We start from the raw sequence: 15,932 nt of genomic DNA, 5'->3' as shown, positions 1-15,932 counted from the left end.
AGATCCTGTCTGTTCTGCCCATATCCGGGCCCCAAGCCGCTCGCAGAAGCGGTCATCATCTCGTGGAGGACTACATGATCAATTCCGCCGTTCTGGCAGGCCTCGGGCTTGCCGCCAGCGTCATCCTGACGTCCGGCGTCCAGGCCGAAACCCGCATTACCTACAAGTCCGCCAAGGCCGGCTCGTCCTATTACCAGATGGGCGTGGAGCTGGCGGAAGCGATGAAGTCCGGCACCAATGGCGAGATCATCGTAACGGTCGAGGAAAGCCAGGGCTCCGTCCAGAACGTGATGGAAGCCCGCGGCCGCGGCGGCGACTACGTCTTCACCACGCCGCCGGCGCTCGTCGCCTCGGCTCAGGGCGCCAAGGGTCCGTTCGACGGCAAGGGCAGCCCGAAGTTCGATGACATCCGCGCCCTCTTCCCGATCCCCTCGCTGACGATGCATTTCGTCGTGTCAAAGGCCGCCGGCGTCGAGGACCTCTCCGGTCTGGAGGGCAAGACCCTGCTGCTCGGCAAGGGCTCCTTCGGTGCGACCGAGGGCGAGAAGTACCTCAAGCTCTTCGGGCTGGAAGGCAAGGTGACCCTGGCAGAAGTGGAACTCTCCAACGCCGTGCCAGCGCTGAAGAACGGCCAGATCGACGGGTTCGTGACCGCAGGCTCCTGGCCCGCGCCGAACGTGGTGGAAGCCGCAGCCTCTGCCGACGTGAGCGTCCTGTCCCTGTCCGACGCTCAGGTGGCGGAGACCAAGCGCACCCGCACCGTCATTCCGGCGGGAACCTATGCCGGACAGGATCAGGACATCGTCACCACCTCGCTGGCCGTGGTCGCCTACTCGACGCTGGCGATGGATGAGGACACCGCCTATCAGCTGACCAAGACCTTCTGGGAAACGAAGGCCAAGCTGAGCGAAAGCGCGCGCTGGTGGGCCGGCGTGGATCAGGGCCTGATGGGCACCATCGAAGGCAAGATCCATCCGGGCGCCCTGCGCTACTACAAGGAAGCCGGCTTCCCGCTGACCGACGCCCAGCAGTAAGACCGTTGCCCCTCCCGGTCCCCGGACAGATCCCTGTCCGGGGACTTTCCTTTTGCCGAGCCCCTCATGATCCCTTCCGCCGAAACGCCGCCCGCCGGTCGCACTGCCGGCCGTACCGTCGCCCCTGCGCTGATCCGCCCTGCCCGCCTCATCCTTGCCCTGTGCCTTGTCGCCTTTCATCTCGGCCTGATCTTCTCCGGCCTGGTGCCGAACCTGGTCAGCCGGCCGCTGCACATGGCCCTGGCGCTTCCCTGGGTCTTCGTCTTCGGCGCCCGCTCGCCGGCTGCCTTCTGGACCGGCCTGCCCTTCCTCGTGGCGGGCATGGGTGGCTGCCTCTGGCTTGCCCTCAATCACGAGATGCTCGGCGATCAATACGGGTTCCTGGAAGGCCCCTTCCAGCAGGTCGTCGGCTTTGCGCTTCTTGTCACGGTGCTGGAGGCCGCCCGTCGCGCGATCAGCTGGCCCCTGCCCACCGTGGCGCTGATCGCGCTGGCCTACGGCTTCTTCGGCCAGCACATTCCCGGCGAATTCGGTCATGCGCCTCTGCCCGTGGACAGTTTCCTTGGCACCCTGACCATCGCCGAGGGCGGACTGTGGGGTTCGCTGACCGGGGTGTCCGTGTCGGTGGTGGCCATCTTCGTCATTCTGGGCGCCGTGCTGAATGCCGGTGAGGCCGGCAAGGGCTTCATGAACCTGTCCGCCTCGGCGGCAGGGCGGCTGAACGGAGGCGCGGCCAAGGTCTCGGTGCTGTCGTCGGCGCTTTTCGGCTCCATCTCCGGATCGGCCTCCGCCAACGTGGCTTCGACCGGCGCGGTGACCCTGCCAGCCATGACCCGTCTGGGTTACCCGAAGCGCCTTGCCGCAGCCGTCGAGGCCGTGGCGTCATCCGGCGGCCAGATCATGCCTCCGCTGATGGGGGCCGGTGCCTTCGTCATGGTGGAGCTGACCGGCACGCCCTATGCCTCCATCATGGCGGCGGCCGTCCTGCCGGCAATCCTCTACTTCCTTGCGGTCTGGGTGGGCATCAACGCCCATGCGAGCGTGCTCGACCTCAAGGGCATTGCCGAGGAGGACCGGCCAAGCTGGCGCGAGACGATGCTCACCACGGGCTTCTTCCTCGTGCCCTTCGGCGTGCTGATCTGGGGCATGTTCGTCGCCTCCTTCACGCCGCAATATGCAGGGACGCTCGCGATCCTCGCGGCCGCATTGCTGCTCTTCCTCGATGCCAGCCTGACCTTCGGCTTCCGCCGGGGGCTGGCCCGTCTGGAAGAGGCGCTCAACAGCGCCGCCGTTCAGGTGGCAATGATTGCCTCGATCATCCTCTGCGCCTCGATCGTCGTCGGTGTGCTGGCAGTCACGGGGCTTGGCGTGAAGATCACCTCCGTGATCCTGGCGGGCGCCGGGGGGCAGCTCTGGCCCTCGCTCTTCCTGACCGCTCTCGCCTGTCTGGTGCTGGGCATGGAGATCCCGACCACCGCAGCCTATGTGATCTGCGTCTCCGTCGCCGGGCCTGCGCTGAACCAGCTCGGCCTGGAGCCGCTGCAATCCCACCTCTTCGTGTTCTGGTTCGCGCTTCTGTCCACCATCACGCCGCCGGTCTGCGGCGCGGTGTTCATCGCGGCGGGAATGATCGGCGAGAACTGGCTGAAGGTGGCGACCAGCGCCATGGCGCTCGGCATCGGGCTCTACATCATCCCGCTCGGCATGATCGCCAATCCGGCCCTGCTCAAGCTGACGGAGACGCCGGTCGCGGCCCTCATCGCCTTCGGGCAGATCGGTCTCGGGCTGACCGCCGTGTCCTACGGCCTGATCGCCCGGCCGCGTCTCTGGGTCCGGGGGGCGCTGATCCTGACGGGAGCCCTGATCATCTTCATCCGGCCTCTGATCGGGGTCTAGGAACACGGAAAGGCCCGGCGGATCCGCCGGGCCTTTCTGCAGGATCGGGATGGGGCCCGCGACTGTCTGTTCAGTCCATTGTCACGTCAGATGTTTCGTGAACCAGGCGATCGTGCGCTCTTCGGCCAGCTTCGCCTTTTCCGCGTCATATCGCGGGGTCGTGTCATTGTGGAAGCCGTGGTTCGCGTTCTCGTAGATGTGGACCTCATAGGTCTTGCCATTGGCATCGAGCGCCGCCTTGAAGTCCGGCCAGCCGGCGTTGATGCGCTCGTCGAGCGCGCCATACTGGATGAGCAGCGGCGCCTGAATGGCCGGCACGTCCTCCGCCTTGGGCTGGCGACCATAGAAGGGCACGCCGGCGCCGAGCTCGGGATAGGCCACGGCCAGCGCGTTCACCACCCCGCCGCCATAGCAGAAGCCGACCGCGCCAACCTTGCCGGTCGAGCCTTCGTGCTTCAGCAGGAACTCGAAGCCCGCGAAGAAGTCGTTCATGAGCTTGACCGGATCAACGGTCTTCTGCAGCTCGCGCCCCTGGTCATCGGAGCCCGGATAGCCGCCGACGGAGGTCAGGCCATCGGGGGCGAGCGCCAGAAACCCTGCCTTGGCCATGCGCCGCGCCACATCCTCGATATAGGGGTTCAGCCCGCGGTTCTCGTGGATCACCAGCACGGCGGGAAGCTTGCCCGTCGCCGCGGCGGGGCGCACCAGATAGCCGTTCACCTCGCCATGGCCATTGGGCGAGGGAAACGTGATGCGCTCGGTCACGATCTCCGGATCGTCGGCGGCCACCTGCTGGGCGAGCGCATAGTTGGGCGAGAGCTGGTCGAGCAGCATGGCCGCCGTCAGGCCGCCGATGGCAAACTTGCCGGCCCGGTCGAGAAACTCGCGCTTGGTGATCCGGCCGTGGGCATAGAAGTCATAGAGATCGAGCAGTTCCTGGGGAAAGTCCTTCGCCGTCTTGCGGCGCACCGGTGTCAGGTCGTTCATCGGCATGTCCCTCCTTGGTTAGGCCCCTGCCCTGCCATGGCGGGCAAGAGGTCCGGAAAAGAGACTAGGCCAATCGGACGCCCGGTCGACGGCTGCAGCCGCGCGAAAGTGTAACGAGATGTCACCGGGTCCGGAAACAATGGGCCTTTTCGCCGCAACCTCGCGCAAACGTGATCCCGCAAAGAAAAAGAGGCGGCCCGGTGTCCCGCTGCCGCCCCTTCTCACATCAGACGTGCCGGACGTTCCGGCTGGCCCTTGCGCGATCAGCCGATCTGGCCGCGATGGCGCAGGAAATGGTCAGCAAGGGTGCAGGCCACCATGGCTTCGCCCACCGGCACCGCACGAATGCCGACGCAGGGGTCGTGGCGCCCCTTGGTCATGACATCGACTTCCTCGCCCTGCCGGGTGACCGACTGGCGGGTGGTGAGGATCGACGAGGTCGGCTTCACCGCAAAACGGGCCACAATGGGATCGCCATTGGAGATGCCGCCCAGAATGCCGCCTGCATTGTTGGACAGGAAGCGCGGGCGGGAGCCATTGCCGAGGCGCATCTCGTCGGCGTTTTCCTCACCGGTCAGCTCGGCTGCCTCGAAACCATTGCCGATCTCGACGCCCTTGACGGCGTTGATGGACATGAGCGCGGCGGAGATTTCCGTGTCGAGCTTGCCGTAGATCGGCGCGCCGAGACCGACGGGCACGTTCTCGGCCACAACTTCCACCACGGCACCGACGGAGGAGCCCGCCTTGCGGATGCCGTCCAGATAGTCCGCCCAGAGTTCGGCTGCCGCTGCATCCGGGCAGAAGAACGGGTTGAGATCCACCTGATCCCAGTCCCAGTTGTCCCGATTGATCTTGTGCGGGCCGATCTGGACGAGGGCCGCACGGATGCGCACGTCCGGGATCACCTTTCGGGCAACCGCACCGGCCGCAACGCGCATGGCGGTCTCGCGGGCCGACGACCGGCCACCGCCGCGATAGTCGCGGATGCCGTATTTGGCGTCGTAGGTATAGTCCGCGTGCCCCGGGCGATAGCGGTCCTTGATCTCCGAGTAGTCCTTGGAGCGCTGGTCGGTGTTCTCGACGAGCAGGGAGATCGGCGTGCCGGTCGTCTTCTGGATCCCGTCCTCGTCGATCATCACGCCCGACAGGATCTTCACCTGATCCGGCTCGCGACGCTGGGTGGTGAAGCGCGACTGGCCGGGCTTGCGCTTGTCCATGAAGCCCTGGATGTCATCCTCGGTGAGCGGGATCAGCGGCGGGCAGCCATCGACGACGCAGCCGATGGCCGGGCCGTGGCTTTCGCCCCAGGTTGTCACGCGAAACAGATGACCGAAGCTATTGTGAGACATGAGGCCCTTCCGGAAGCGCCGGCGACAGGCAGGACCCAGACGCCGGCGGGAAAAATTCAGCGGCCCAGCGATACGGCATGGCGCGTCCAACCTCAAGCCCTGCAGGGCGGCCTCATTGTCCTCCGCCGCCCTCGACAGGTGTTCATGACGCTGCAGCGCTTGAAAAACTACCCCTGCGACAGCTTTTTTCGGGTCTCGCAAAACTTGTGCGAGCGAAGTGAAAATATTCGCGCATTAACACCAAAGTTACTGTTTGCATTGTGAAAATCAGCTCGTCACCATCCGTCGTTCTCGTTATGACCCGCCCTTCAAAGCCCTTCGACGGCTAAAAATTTCGTCGTCGTTGCCTTTCCATTCGGCTCAGCTTTCCGGTCCCGCACTTGCCTGAAAAGAAGTCCCGCTCCTCATTGAAGATGCACCGCTGGCTGAGCGCCATCGTCCTGCTGCTCTTCCTGCCGCTGATGCTCTTCGCGGGACTGTGGCTGCGCCAGAGCCTTGGCGCGCTCGAAACGCTGGATCGCAATCTCGCGACCCTTGCGGCGCTGGAACACCTGAAGCCGGCCCTGCGGCGCGCCCTCCTCGCCGACCTGACCACCGAACCGCCCTTGCAGCTGGACACCACGGGACATCTGCATCTGAGGTCAGAACACCAGACCCGCGCGGTGGAGCTCTATTTCGAGTTGCTCAATCCCGGGAACCTCAAGGAGGCCCTTGAGAGCGGCTCGGAGCTGATCCGTCTCCTGACCAGCCATATCGAGATGCCACCGGCGGCCCCGCCGCGGGCGCAAACCCTTGACCTGTTGATCCGGCACACCTTACTGGAGGTGCTTCTGGAGGCCAATGCGGTTCGCGAGCGCACCTTGGCCATCGCAAACCATCCGTTGCTCAACATTTCGGACAAGCTCGCCATCACCGTCTCGGGAGGCCAGTACAAGCTTGTGGCGGACGCCGTGGACCGCTTCACGGCGGAGCTTCTTCAGGATGAAGATTGGGCAGCCGACCCGCAGCTGCGCGACCTCGCTACCCTCTACATGTTGGCAAACCGGACCTTCCAGACCTCCGGCCGGCGCCTCCTCGTCAGCGCAATCGAAGAAGAGCGCGGAGCGGATCTTTATCTTGCCCCCGTCCTGCGTGACTTTCCGCAGCTCATCGCGGCCACGCTCGATCTCTGGGTCGGGGCGATCCAGACCTCAAATCAGGAACTGTCCAGGCTGCGGCAGGAGAGCCTTCGCTCCGTCGGTCTGGCAAGCCTTTCCGGCGGACTGGTCATTGTCTTCACGCTGGCGCTGGCGGTTCTCTACAGCCGGCAGCTCATGGAGCAGGCGGGCGAAACCCTCATCCATCTGGAAAGCCTGGACAGTCTGACCGGGCTTGGCAACCGCCAGTCCCTGACCTACACCGCACCCGCGCCAAATGAGGCGGAGGACGTCTGGAGCGGGTTGCTGCATCTGGATCTGCGTCGCTTCAGAGCCATCAACACCCGCTACGGCGAGGATATCGGCGATCAGGTGCTGAAGGCCGTCGCCTCCCTTCTCAAGTCCATGATCCCAGAGACCGCACAAGTCGCCCGAGCCGGCGGCGCCGAGTTCATCGTGCTGATCTCCCGCCTGCACAAGCAGCGCGATCTGGAAGACCTGGCCGATCGCATCACGGTGGCCCTCGCAGCGGAACGCTTCGTTCATGGTCATGCGATCCCTCTGGACTGCTGTATCGGGCTCTCGCTGCTCAAGGCAGGCAGCGGCGATCTGGAGCGGCTGCTGACGGACGCCTCGCTGGCCCTGCGTGCAGCCAAGTCCAAGGGATCCTTCGGGACCTGCCTTTACGCTCCGCACATGCGCCAGTCCTTCGTGCGCAACAGCGAGATTGCCAAGGACCTGCAAGAGGCCATGTCACGGGGCCAGATCGTGCCATGGTACCAGCCGCAGATCTGCACCCGGACGGGACGGATCGTCGGGGTGGAGGCTCTGGTGCGCTGGATCGATGAGAACGGCGCCCCGCGGTCTCCCGCGAGCTTCCTGCCTGCTGCGGAAGAGGCTGGCTACATGAACCGGCTCGATACGGTCATTCGCGCCCGTGCCCTTTCGGAAATCGCCCGGATCCCGATCTGCCGCGAAGGGTCGTTCCATATCGGCCTCAACATCACGGCGGGCATCCTTGCCGAGCCGGATTGCGTGACCCAGCTTCTGGACGCCACCTCGCAAGCCGGGCTATCGCCGTCACAGGTCAGCATCGAGATCCTGGAGGCGGTGATGCTGGACCGGCCCGACGCGACCCCGATCCTGAAAAACGTCACGCATCTGTCCCGTCTCGGCTTCCACATGGAGCTGGATGATTTCGGCACCGGCCATGCCAGCATCGCGAGCCTGAGGGATCTCAAGATCGACCGGGTGAAGATCGACCGCAGCTTCGTGGCGGGTGTCCATGCAAACCAGGAACTTCAGACTTTCACCCGGGCTCTGATCCAGCTGGCCCGCAGCCTCGGCATCGAGGTTCTGGCAGAGGGCGTTGAGATGGAAGAGGAACGCCGCTGGCTGACGGCCAACGGCTGCGCCGTGCTTCAGGGCTATCTCTTCGCCAGGGCCATGCCGTTCGACGACCTGCGTGCGCTCATGGAGCGTCAGCCCTTCCTGCTTGAGATCGTGCCGCCGCCAGGCCGACAGACCACGGCTCAGGCGTGTTGAACCGCGCTGCGTCGCGGCGCTCGCGCTGATCGCGCAAGCCGATCGACAGGGACGTTGCGGCAGCGGACAGGCCGCCCCCTGCACCATCGATGAAATGCAGGTGCCGTCCCTGGGACAGGTCGGAGACAAAGCAGGTCATGATGGCCTCGTCCGCCTCGTGCAGACCGAAGACGAGCTCTCCCCGGGCTTCTCGCGCCTCGAGGAACTGGCGCATGGCAGTGACCTGCACCGGGCTCAGATCCAGCACGAGGCGCAGGCTGTCATCCAGCTTGCGATGGTCCGTCTGCCATGAAATCTCTTCCAGATAGCGGACCGGATTGAAGGGCCCGATCTTGCGGCGCAGTCTGGAAGCCACGAGCACGACGAGCGTCTCGAAGACGGCCGATACACCGGCGCGGAACCGGCCCTTGCGCCCGCCGACCATGCGGATCTCGCGTGCAAGGCCCGTCGGAGGCCAGCGGAAGGTCAGCCGCTCGGAACGGAAGAGACGGCGAGGGGATCCGAAGGCCTGACTGTCCCGGCCGATGATCCGCTCAAGCCGATCGCGGATTTCGGACAGAACCCGCTCTGCCCCCGGGCCGGGAGTGGGACGAATGATGAGAGAAACGATCCGGCCACGCTCGGACTGGATCGGCTCCCAGCGGCAGGACAGCCCGGAGAGATCAGGCGGCGGCGGATCGGCAATGGCAATGGCGAAGGCGTCCCGCTCGGTCGGCGACTTGAGGATGCTGTCTGCAAGCTCCAGTCCGCCGCCCACGGCCATGGCCAGATAGTTTCCCGGCTGCAATTCGTATTTGCGCAGGCGCACGTCCCGCCCACGGGCACGCAGGATGGACACAGGGATGGCGGCGATGCGCAGGTCCAGACCGGTTTCCTCGTGCGCCAGCTTCGCAAGGCCCGCAAGCGCAAGTCGCCCGGCCTGGAGATCGCTGCCTGGCACAAGCACCATCGCGCCGTCGCCGCCGAAGACGAAGGGAATGCGCTCGTCATCCACCGCATTGAGAACGCTGGCAATGACCGCCGAACCGACGAAGTTCACATCCTTCTGCCGGCCCTCGGAAATCGCCCTGCGGGACTGGACGATATCGGCGGCCAGCACGATCCAGTCGTCGGGAACCGGCCGGTAGGCGGCCAGATAACCGATGTCGCGAAAATCGCGAAAGCTGGGCAGGTGCAGATAGAAATCTTCCGTGCGATCGGCCATGCGCTTTCCATCGGTTGGGGGGTCAGCTACGCGTTCTTACGCAACGGAACCATAATCAGACCTTACCGACCGCGCAAAGCACTTGTCACAGTTTCGTGAACGAAACCCTGCACGCAAGGGATGCATCAGATCCAGGACGGTGCCCCGTCCTTCCAGACGAAGACGCGATCCTGAGGCACATCGAGCTTGGCGGTGTGCCGCGGGCTCAGCTCTTCCAGCATGCCGCGCAGAACCCGCATGACCCCTCCGTGGGCGACACAGATGGTTGGCTCATGCACTTCGGTCAGCCAGCCAGCCACCCGCTCGCGCAGCATGGCATAGCTCTCGCCCTGCGGCGGCACGAAGCCATACTTGTCGCGGGACCGTTCGGCCACCCGCTGCGGATCCCGCACCTTCAGCTCTTCGAGGGTGAAACCCTCCCAGGCGCCGAAGGTCAGTTCCTTCAGCCGGTCGTCGGTGCGATAGGCGGCCGGGTCGAGCCCCATGCCTGTCCGCACCCGCTCCATGGTCTCCCGGGTGCGGCCGAGGGGCGAGGCCACGAAGTCGAACACCTCCGCCGTCAGTCCCGCCTCCGCCAGATAGGCCGCCAGCCGCAGCCCGTTACCGCTCGCCTGCTCCTGCCCCACCGGATTGAGGGGAATATCCTTCTGGCCCTGCATCCGCCCCTCCCGGTTCCAGTCCGTCTGGCCATGCCGGATGAAGATGAGAAAGCGCGGGTCGTGGATGCGAGTGAGCGTATCAGTCATGGAAGGGGCCGTGGATGAGGACAGGGAGCGGGAGGACATATATGGGGCCGATCGGGACCGGTCCCAACCCTTGTCACAGGTTGCGGCCCCAGTTCAAGGGCAGAGCCTGCCCGCCGGCACCCGCGACAGGAGGAGAGGAGTGAGGACTGGGGCGGTCTCTCCACTGGCTGTCCGCTGTCTCAGACCTGAAACACCGGCAGCCACGCGCAAACCGCCGCTGGCCCCGCATTAATGAATTAATTACACTGCGTTAAATAACAATGATCCAGCGTTTCTTCCGCATCCGGTGCCCGTCATGGTTTCGCTGTCCAGCCTGCTGTCTCCTTCCACCGGTTCCCGTCTAACCGGGACGGACGCGCACGCCTCGCGCCAGCTCGCAGGTGCGAACACCTCGGCGGCACAGAGCGGGACGAGTGAAGCGGCCGAGGACACGCGCGATCCGGTGACGGCCGCCCTCGAAGATGCCGAAGCCCTCGGCGAGCAGCTGGCGTCCCAATGGGAACAGGCAAAGGCCAAGGCGGAAATCGTCTATCAGCTGATCACCGGCGGCAAGATCGAGGGGGAAGAAACCCAGGATCTGATCACCAACATGCTGCTCACCGCCTATGACGAGCTCTACACGGCGGAAGACCAGAATGCGGTTCTGGAGGACATGCCCTCCTATGCCCTGGCGCTGACCCAGTGGGGCCACGAGCACAAGACCACCTCGACCTATTCGCTTCTGGCGTAAGGAGACCGGCGGCTAACCTCGGCCCTTGCGCAGGTCGCGAAGCGCCCCGCGCCAGACCTCAAGCCGATCCGCCATGGGTGTCTCGAGCGCGCGACCGCCCTCGCTCAGGTTCGAGAAGAGCATTTGAGGCCGGGCACGCCGTTCCTTCAGCGCCGTCACGATGCCGGCCTCGAGATCCTCTCCCTCCACCTCGACCTCATGCCACAATGGCCAGAAGTGACGCAGACGATGGAAGTCGCAGCCGACCGTCGGGGCCAGGCCGGTGCGTGCAAGGAGCGTCCTTGCCTCCTGCCCCGGCGCGATCCCGTCGGACTTGCGGTTCCACAGCTCTATCCCGTCGAGAAGCGGAATGAACCGGTCGTCGAACTTCCCAAAGGCCTGACGGCGGATCGGATGGGCGAAGATCGCGACACCGCCATCAGTGCGGACCCGGTCGAGGGTTTCCAGCACGGGCCGATGCTCCACCAGAAAGCGGGAGAGCCCCCAGGTCAGAATATGGATGTCGTTGTCGGGAGAGGAATATTCGATCCCTGGGATCAGGCGGCACTTCGGTGTGGATGCTGCGGCGCAGGCCTCTCGATAGGCCTCGAACCGATCCGGCGCGAAGCCGGTGTCATGCTCGCTCATGAGCACTGCGTCGACGCCGAAGCGGCCGAAGAACCGGGCGACCTGCGAAAGCGACCAATGGCCGTCATAGGACCAGGTCGAATGGGCATGCAGCACGACGCGCAAGGATCTCGTCATGAACGGCCCTTTCGCAGGGTCCGCATTACCGTTCCATAGGCTTCCCGCAGGAAGAACCCGGGATAGGCTGCGTCGAAATTGTAGAAGCCTTTCGGCCCGCAAGGGGTGAGCACCCCGCGCAAGGACGTCAGCAGGCGTGGCCAGCGCGCCGCATGGAAGCGCGTCTTCGGCCCCTTGATCAGGAACAGGAGATGCAGGATCTCGCGGCCCAGATGCCGGACCTGCCGGCGCTGTGGCGGGTTGGCCGGCAGCCTTGGCACGAAAGCCGGATCAAGCGCCTGCTCGACCGCCCAGGCGGCATATTCGAAGCCGTTGCGCCGCGACAGGGCGAGTGATCCCCAAAGGCGACCATTCAGCTCCACGAACCAGTGACGGCCCTCGTCATCGCGCAGCAGCTCGACCATGAAGGGGCCGACCCATCCCGCGGCATCGATGAAGGCACGCACGGCGTTGCAGAGATCCTCGGAGGGTCTGGCAACCTCGCAGGCACTGGCGCCGGAGCCGTGAGGGTTCATCATCCGCAGCCGCCTATGCCCGAAAAGACAGTCCACCCCGCCTGCCCCGGCAAAGCCGAAGGCCCCCACACCGACCCCATGAACGAGAGGCTGCACCAGCAGGGGTTCCTCCGGGTCGACGACCGTCACCTTTGCAAGGTCTCCCGCAGCATGGAAGAACAGCGTCTCCCCCTTGCCCAGAGCGCCCGACGCCGTGAGCGTGATGGCGCGCGCAGGCCGCGCAATGGAGGGGAAATGCGTCACGGCCGCGAGATCCGCGACCTGGCGGACAAGAACCGTCGGCAGCACGGAGAGCCCGGCGACCTTCGCGAGGTCAACCTGCCGGGCCTTGTCGAGCGCCACGGCACAAGCCTCTCCCCTCGCGTTGGCAACCCGGATCTCCCGGCCGTTGCGCGTGAGTTGCGAAGCCACCTCGTTGACCAGCCACAGGCTGACGTCATCCACCCCCATGAGGACGGCAATGTCCGTCCGGGAGGCGATGGCCTGGCGAAGGTCGACCACGGCCTGTTCCGTCGAGACTTCCGGGGCGGTGATCTCGAAGACCTCCTCCAGCGGCAGGCCTTTCCAGGACAGGGACATCCCGCCGGGGCGCCGGAAGGCACAGATGCGAAACCCCGCCTGATGGAGGCTGAAGACGGCTTCCGGGAAGGCAAGCGACTGGGCAAACCCGATCAGAACCAGAGGGCGCATGGGCTTGTGATCCTTCAGAGCCAGGTCTTCTTCGCGCGGGAGGCAATGCGGCGCAAGCGGGGATAAAGCCCCTCGTCATCGTTCAGGAAGGCTTCCAGATCCGCCTCGGTTGTTCCCGACTGAACCGACCAGCGCGGAACCGGATGCGGATCTCCGGCGAAGGCACCGCCGTCGCTGGAATAGACACGACGATAACCCAGCCTCTTCAGCGCGGCCAGTGTGGCGCGGTCATAGCGGCCGAAAGGGATGGCTGCCTCGTCGACCGGTTGGTCGATCGTGTCCGAAAGCTTCCGGCGCGCGAGCACAAGCTCTTCCTCCAGCACCGATGGCGCCATTGCGATCCAACTGCGGTGGGAATAACCATGCGTGCCGATGCGATGTCCTTCTGAAAGCAATTCCCGGACCTGGCCCGAGCTCAGCGAGCCCTGCGTGTCCAGACGGCCAGCCAGCGGGAAGAAGACAGCCGTCAGGCCATGGCGTGCCAGCCCAGGCGCCCCGAGTGCATAGTCAGACAGATTTCCGTCATCAAAGGTGATGCCGACCTCGGCTCCGGACCCTGCAATCAGTCCCAGAAACGCGTCATACTGACCTTCAGAGATCCAGTATTTGCCTTCGCCCGGCTCAAGATCTCTGGCAGGCGTTCCGATGCCATGGAAGTTGACGATCATCTTTTTAGGCACAGGCGCCTCGAATATCTGAAATCAATTGCAAGAATAATATCGGAGACACCGGAAAGAGCGCCTGCGTGAACCCAAACAGTCCGCGGGCACGATATTACAGGCAGGATTTCCGGTAAAGAATTCAATCCAAAAAAAGAAAAGGGAGGCCACCCGGGGGGCCTCCCTTGCGTGTCTGCCGGATGCGGTGGTGTCAGTCCTTGGCGACGACGATGTCCGGAGCGTCGACCGCCTTCATGCCAACGATGTTGTAGCCGCAGTCCACGTGCTGGATCTCGCCGGTCACGCCACGGCCCATGTCGGAGAGAAGATAGAGCGCACTGTCGCCCACTTCCTCGATGGTCACGGAGCGGCGCAGCGGAGCGTTGTACTCGTTCCACTTCAGGATATAGCGGAAGTCACCGATGCCGGCGGCGGCGAGGGTCTTGATCGGGCCGGCGGAGATGGCGTTGACGCGGATCTGCTTGGGGCCCAGGTCCATGGCGAGATACTTCACGCTGGCCTCAAGTGCCGCCTTGGCCACGCCCATGACGTTGTAATGGGGCATGACCTTCTCGGCACCATAATAGGTGAGCGTCAGGATGGAACCGCCATGGTCCATCAGCTTCTCGGCCCGCTGGGTGACGGCGGTCAGGGAATAGACGGAAATATCCATGGTGCGGGCGAAGTTGCCCGGGGTGGTGTCGACGTAGCGGCCGGTCAGCTCTTCCTTGTCGGAGAAGGCGACGGCGTGGACGAGGAAGTCGATCTTGCCCCACTTGTCTTCCAGGGTCTTGAAGACCGCGTCGATGCTGGCGGCATCGGTCACATCGCAATGGCCGGCGACGAAGGCGTCGAGCTGTTCGGCAAGAGGTTCGACGCGCTTCTTCAGCGCTTCGCCCTGATAGGTCAGAGCCAGTTCCGCACCGGCGTCGCGCAGGGCCTTGGCAATGCCCCAGGCAATCGACCGGTTGTTCGCAACGCCCATGATCAGCCCGCGCTTGCCGTGCATCAGTCCACGCGTTTCCGCCATCTTCGTCTCCAGAAGAAATTCCTTAACCACCCGTCCGGGTTTGAGGTTCCTATGGCATACACCCCCTGTTCCTTCAAGTCGCCCGGACCCGCCACGGACCCCGTCGACGGGGCGGATTGGAGCCACTATGTTACCGCAACATTTCCCCGCGACGAGGAGGCTGCGCGTTCATGACCTGGACCGCCCACGCCGAACGACTGGCCGCCATGATCGGCGCCGCGAACGTTCTCACGACCCCCGAGCAGAAGGCTCCCTACCTCACCGAGTGGCGCGACAAGTTCCCCGGCAAAACACCGATGGTGCTGCGTCCGGGCACGACAGCCGAAGTGTCGCAGGTGCTCACCTATCTCTATGCGCACGACATCCGCAGCGTGCCGCAAGGGGGCAATACGGGCCTCGTCGGAGCGCAGATTCCCAGAGAATCCGGGGATGAAGTGGTGGTTTCCCTGTCGCGCATGACCCGCGTGCGCGACGTGGATCCGGATGGCTACACGATGAGCGTCGACAGCGGCGTGGTGCTTCAGCAGGTGCAGGAAGAGGCCGAGAAGGTGGACCGGCTGTTCCCCCTTTCGCTCGGCTCGCAAGGATCCTGCCGCATCGGCGGCAACATCTCCAGCAACGCCGGCGGGACCGCCGTGCTGTCCTATGGCAACACCCGGGATCTGGTCCTCGGGCTGGAAGTCGTGCTGCCCACAGGGGAGGTCTGGGACGGTCTCAGAACCCTCCGGAAGGACAATACCGGTTATGATTTGAAACAATTGTTTATCGGTGCGGAGGGCACTTTGGGGGTGGTGACGGGGGCCGCGCTCAAACTTTTCCCCAGGCCCCGGAAACTGGAAGCGGCCTTCGTCGGACTGCCCAGCGCAGAGGCCGCCCTGAAGCTGTTCTCCCTCGCCCGGGCCCAGGCCGGACCGGTGCTGACCGGCTTCGAGCTGATGCCCCGCATCGGCATGGAGTTCTGCCTCGCCCACTTGCCCGGCGCCCGCGCGCCCTTGAGCGCGACCCATCCCTGGTACGTGCTCATGGAGCTCTCGAGCGGGTCGGAGGCCTTCCCCATCCACGACCTGCTGGAAGCGATCCTGACCGAGGCGCTCTCGGCCGGTCATGCCACGGATGCGGCGATTGCCCAGTCGGTCGCCCAGGTGAGCGACTTCTGGCGCCTGCGCCACGGCATGTCCGAGGTGCAGAAGAAGGAAGGCGGCTCCATCAAGCATGATGTCTCCGTGCCGGTGGCCTCCATCCCCGCCTTCTTGAACGAGGCGATTGCGGCCGTGGAAGCACTCCTGCCCGGATGCCGCCCGGTGCCCTTCGGCCATCTGGGCGACGGGAACATCCACTTCAACATCAGTCAGCCCGTAGGCGCCGACAAGGAGGCGTTCCTGGCGCGCTGGGACGAGGTGAACGACCTTGTCCACGGCATCGTGCACAGCTACCGGGGGTCGATCTCCGCCGAGCACGGCATCGGCATCCTGAAGCGGGATCTGCTGACCCGTGTGAAGTCTCCCCTCGAACTGGAGCTGATGCACCGGATCAAGGCGGCCTTCGACCCGAAGGGCCTGATGAACCCGGGCCGGCTGCTGCGCGAGACCCGCTCCTGAGCGGCGGCCTCCGGTGACCGGGCCGGTGCTATCCTGTTGACAGGGGCACCCTTATGAGGACTTATGAGC

13 protein-coding genes are annotated in these 15,932 nt (G+C 64.8%); 5 read left to right on the top strand and 8 right to left on the bottom strand.

Annotated elements, in window-relative coordinates; genetic code table 11:
* Positions 1-74 precede the first annotated feature (74 nt).
* Entirely contained in the window at positions 75-1,034 is a 960-nt protein-coding gene (locus FR728_RS02435) for a TAXI family TRAP transporter solute-binding subunit (protein ID WP_149891055.1), read from the top strand.
* Between the two features lie 66 nt (positions 1,035-1,100).
* Positions 1,101-2,930 carry a TRAP transporter permease gene (locus tag FR728_RS02430; protein WP_149891054.1) on the top strand — a complete coding sequence of 610 codons (1,830 nt, stop codon included), beginning with the start codon at positions 1,101-1,103 and terminating at the stop codon, positions 2,928-2,930.
* A gap of 81 nt (positions 2,931-3,011) precedes the next feature.
* Here FR728_RS02430 and yghX read toward each other — a convergent pair whose 3' ends face one another.
* Both yghX and aroC read right to left on the bottom strand, forming a co-directional pair.
* Positions 3,012-3,899, bottom strand: a complete 888-nt coding sequence (yghX, locus tag FR728_RS02425) for a YghX family hydrolase (protein WP_149892162.1) — start codon at positions 3,897-3,899, stop codon at positions 3,012-3,014.
* A gap of 281 nt (positions 3,900-4,180) precedes the next feature.
* Positions 4,181-5,266 (bottom strand): chorismate synthase, encoded by a 1,086-nt coding sequence (gene aroC, locus FR728_RS02420; protein ID WP_149891053.1) that lies wholly within the window; start codon positions 5,264-5,266, stop codon positions 4,181-4,183.
* 380 nt (positions 5,267-5,646) lie between these two features.
* Here aroC and FR728_RS02415 point away from each other — a divergent pair, with 380 nt between their 5' ends.
* Entirely contained in the window at positions 5,647-7,947 is a 2,301-nt protein-coding gene (locus tag FR728_RS02415) for a putative bifunctional diguanylate cyclase/phosphodiesterase (RefSeq protein ID WP_149891052.1), read from the top strand.
* On the opposite strand, the gene FR728_RS02410 is transcribed toward FR728_RS02415, so the two are convergent.
* Both FR728_RS02410 and FR728_RS02405 read right to left on the bottom strand, forming a co-directional pair.
* Positions 7,874-9,151 carry a DUF3095 family protein gene (locus FR728_RS02410; protein WP_149891051.1) on the bottom strand — a complete coding sequence of 426 codons (1,278 nt, stop codon included), beginning with the start codon at positions 9,149-9,151 and terminating at the stop codon, positions 7,874-7,876. The two genes, FR728_RS02415 and FR728_RS02410, sit on opposite strands and share 74 nt — an antisense overlap.
* A gap of 125 nt (positions 9,152-9,276) precedes the next feature.
* On the bottom strand, positions 9,277-9,897 hold the full coding sequence (locus tag FR728_RS02405) for a histidine phosphatase family protein (RefSeq protein ID WP_149891050.1): 621 nt from the start codon (positions 9,895-9,897) through the stop codon (positions 9,277-9,279).
* Positions 9,898-10,192: 295 nt separating this feature from the next.
* On the opposite strand from FR728_RS02405, the gene FR728_RS02400 reads away from it, so the two are divergent.
* Positions 10,193-10,627: a hypothetical protein gene (locus tag FR728_RS02400; protein WP_149891049.1), complete on the top strand. Its 435-nt coding sequence runs from the start codon at positions 10,193-10,195 to the stop codon at positions 10,625-10,627.
* A 12-nt stretch (positions 10,628-10,639) separates the two neighbouring features.
* Here FR728_RS02400 and FR728_RS02395 read toward each other — a convergent pair whose 3' ends face one another.
* From FR728_RS02395 to fabI, 4 genes are all read right to left on the bottom strand, one after another.
* Positions 10,640-11,371, bottom strand: coding sequence for a PHP domain-containing protein (locus FR728_RS02395; RefSeq protein ID WP_149891048.1), 732 nt, complete (start codon positions 11,369-11,371; stop codon positions 10,640-10,642).
* Positions 11,368-12,576 (bottom strand): hypothetical protein, encoded by a 1,209-nt coding sequence (locus FR728_RS02390; protein ID WP_149891047.1) that lies wholly within the window; start codon positions 12,574-12,576, stop codon positions 11,368-11,370. The genes FR728_RS02395 and FR728_RS02390 overlap by 4 nt, the downstream gene beginning before the upstream one ends.
* A gap of 14 nt (positions 12,577-12,590) precedes the next feature.
* A complete protein-coding gene (locus FR728_RS02385; RefSeq protein ID WP_149891046.1) occupies positions 12,591-13,244 on the bottom strand; it encodes a polysaccharide deacetylase family protein in 654 nt (217 codons plus the stop codon).
* A 202-nt stretch (positions 13,245-13,446) separates the two neighbouring features.
* On the bottom strand, positions 13,447-14,265 hold the full coding sequence (gene fabI, locus FR728_RS02380) for an enoyl-ACP reductase FabI (protein ID WP_149891045.1): 819 nt from the start codon (positions 14,263-14,265) through the stop codon (positions 13,447-13,449).
* Between the two features lie 170 nt (positions 14,266-14,435).
* Here fabI and FR728_RS02375 point away from each other — a divergent pair, with 170 nt between their 5' ends.
* Positions 14,436-15,863 (top strand): FAD-binding oxidoreductase, encoded by a 1,428-nt coding sequence (locus FR728_RS02375; protein ID WP_149891044.1) that lies wholly within the window; start codon positions 14,436-14,438, stop codon positions 15,861-15,863.
* Positions 15,864-15,932: the final 69 nt, after the last annotated feature.

Source organism: Roseibium aestuarii (assembly GCF_008477545.1).
GTDB lineage: Bacteria > Pseudomonadota > Alphaproteobacteria > Rhizobiales > Stappiaceae > Roseibium > Roseibium aestuarii.
Note: the sequence above shows the minus strand (reverse complement) of the source record. Positions and strands in the feature narration are given on the sequence as shown.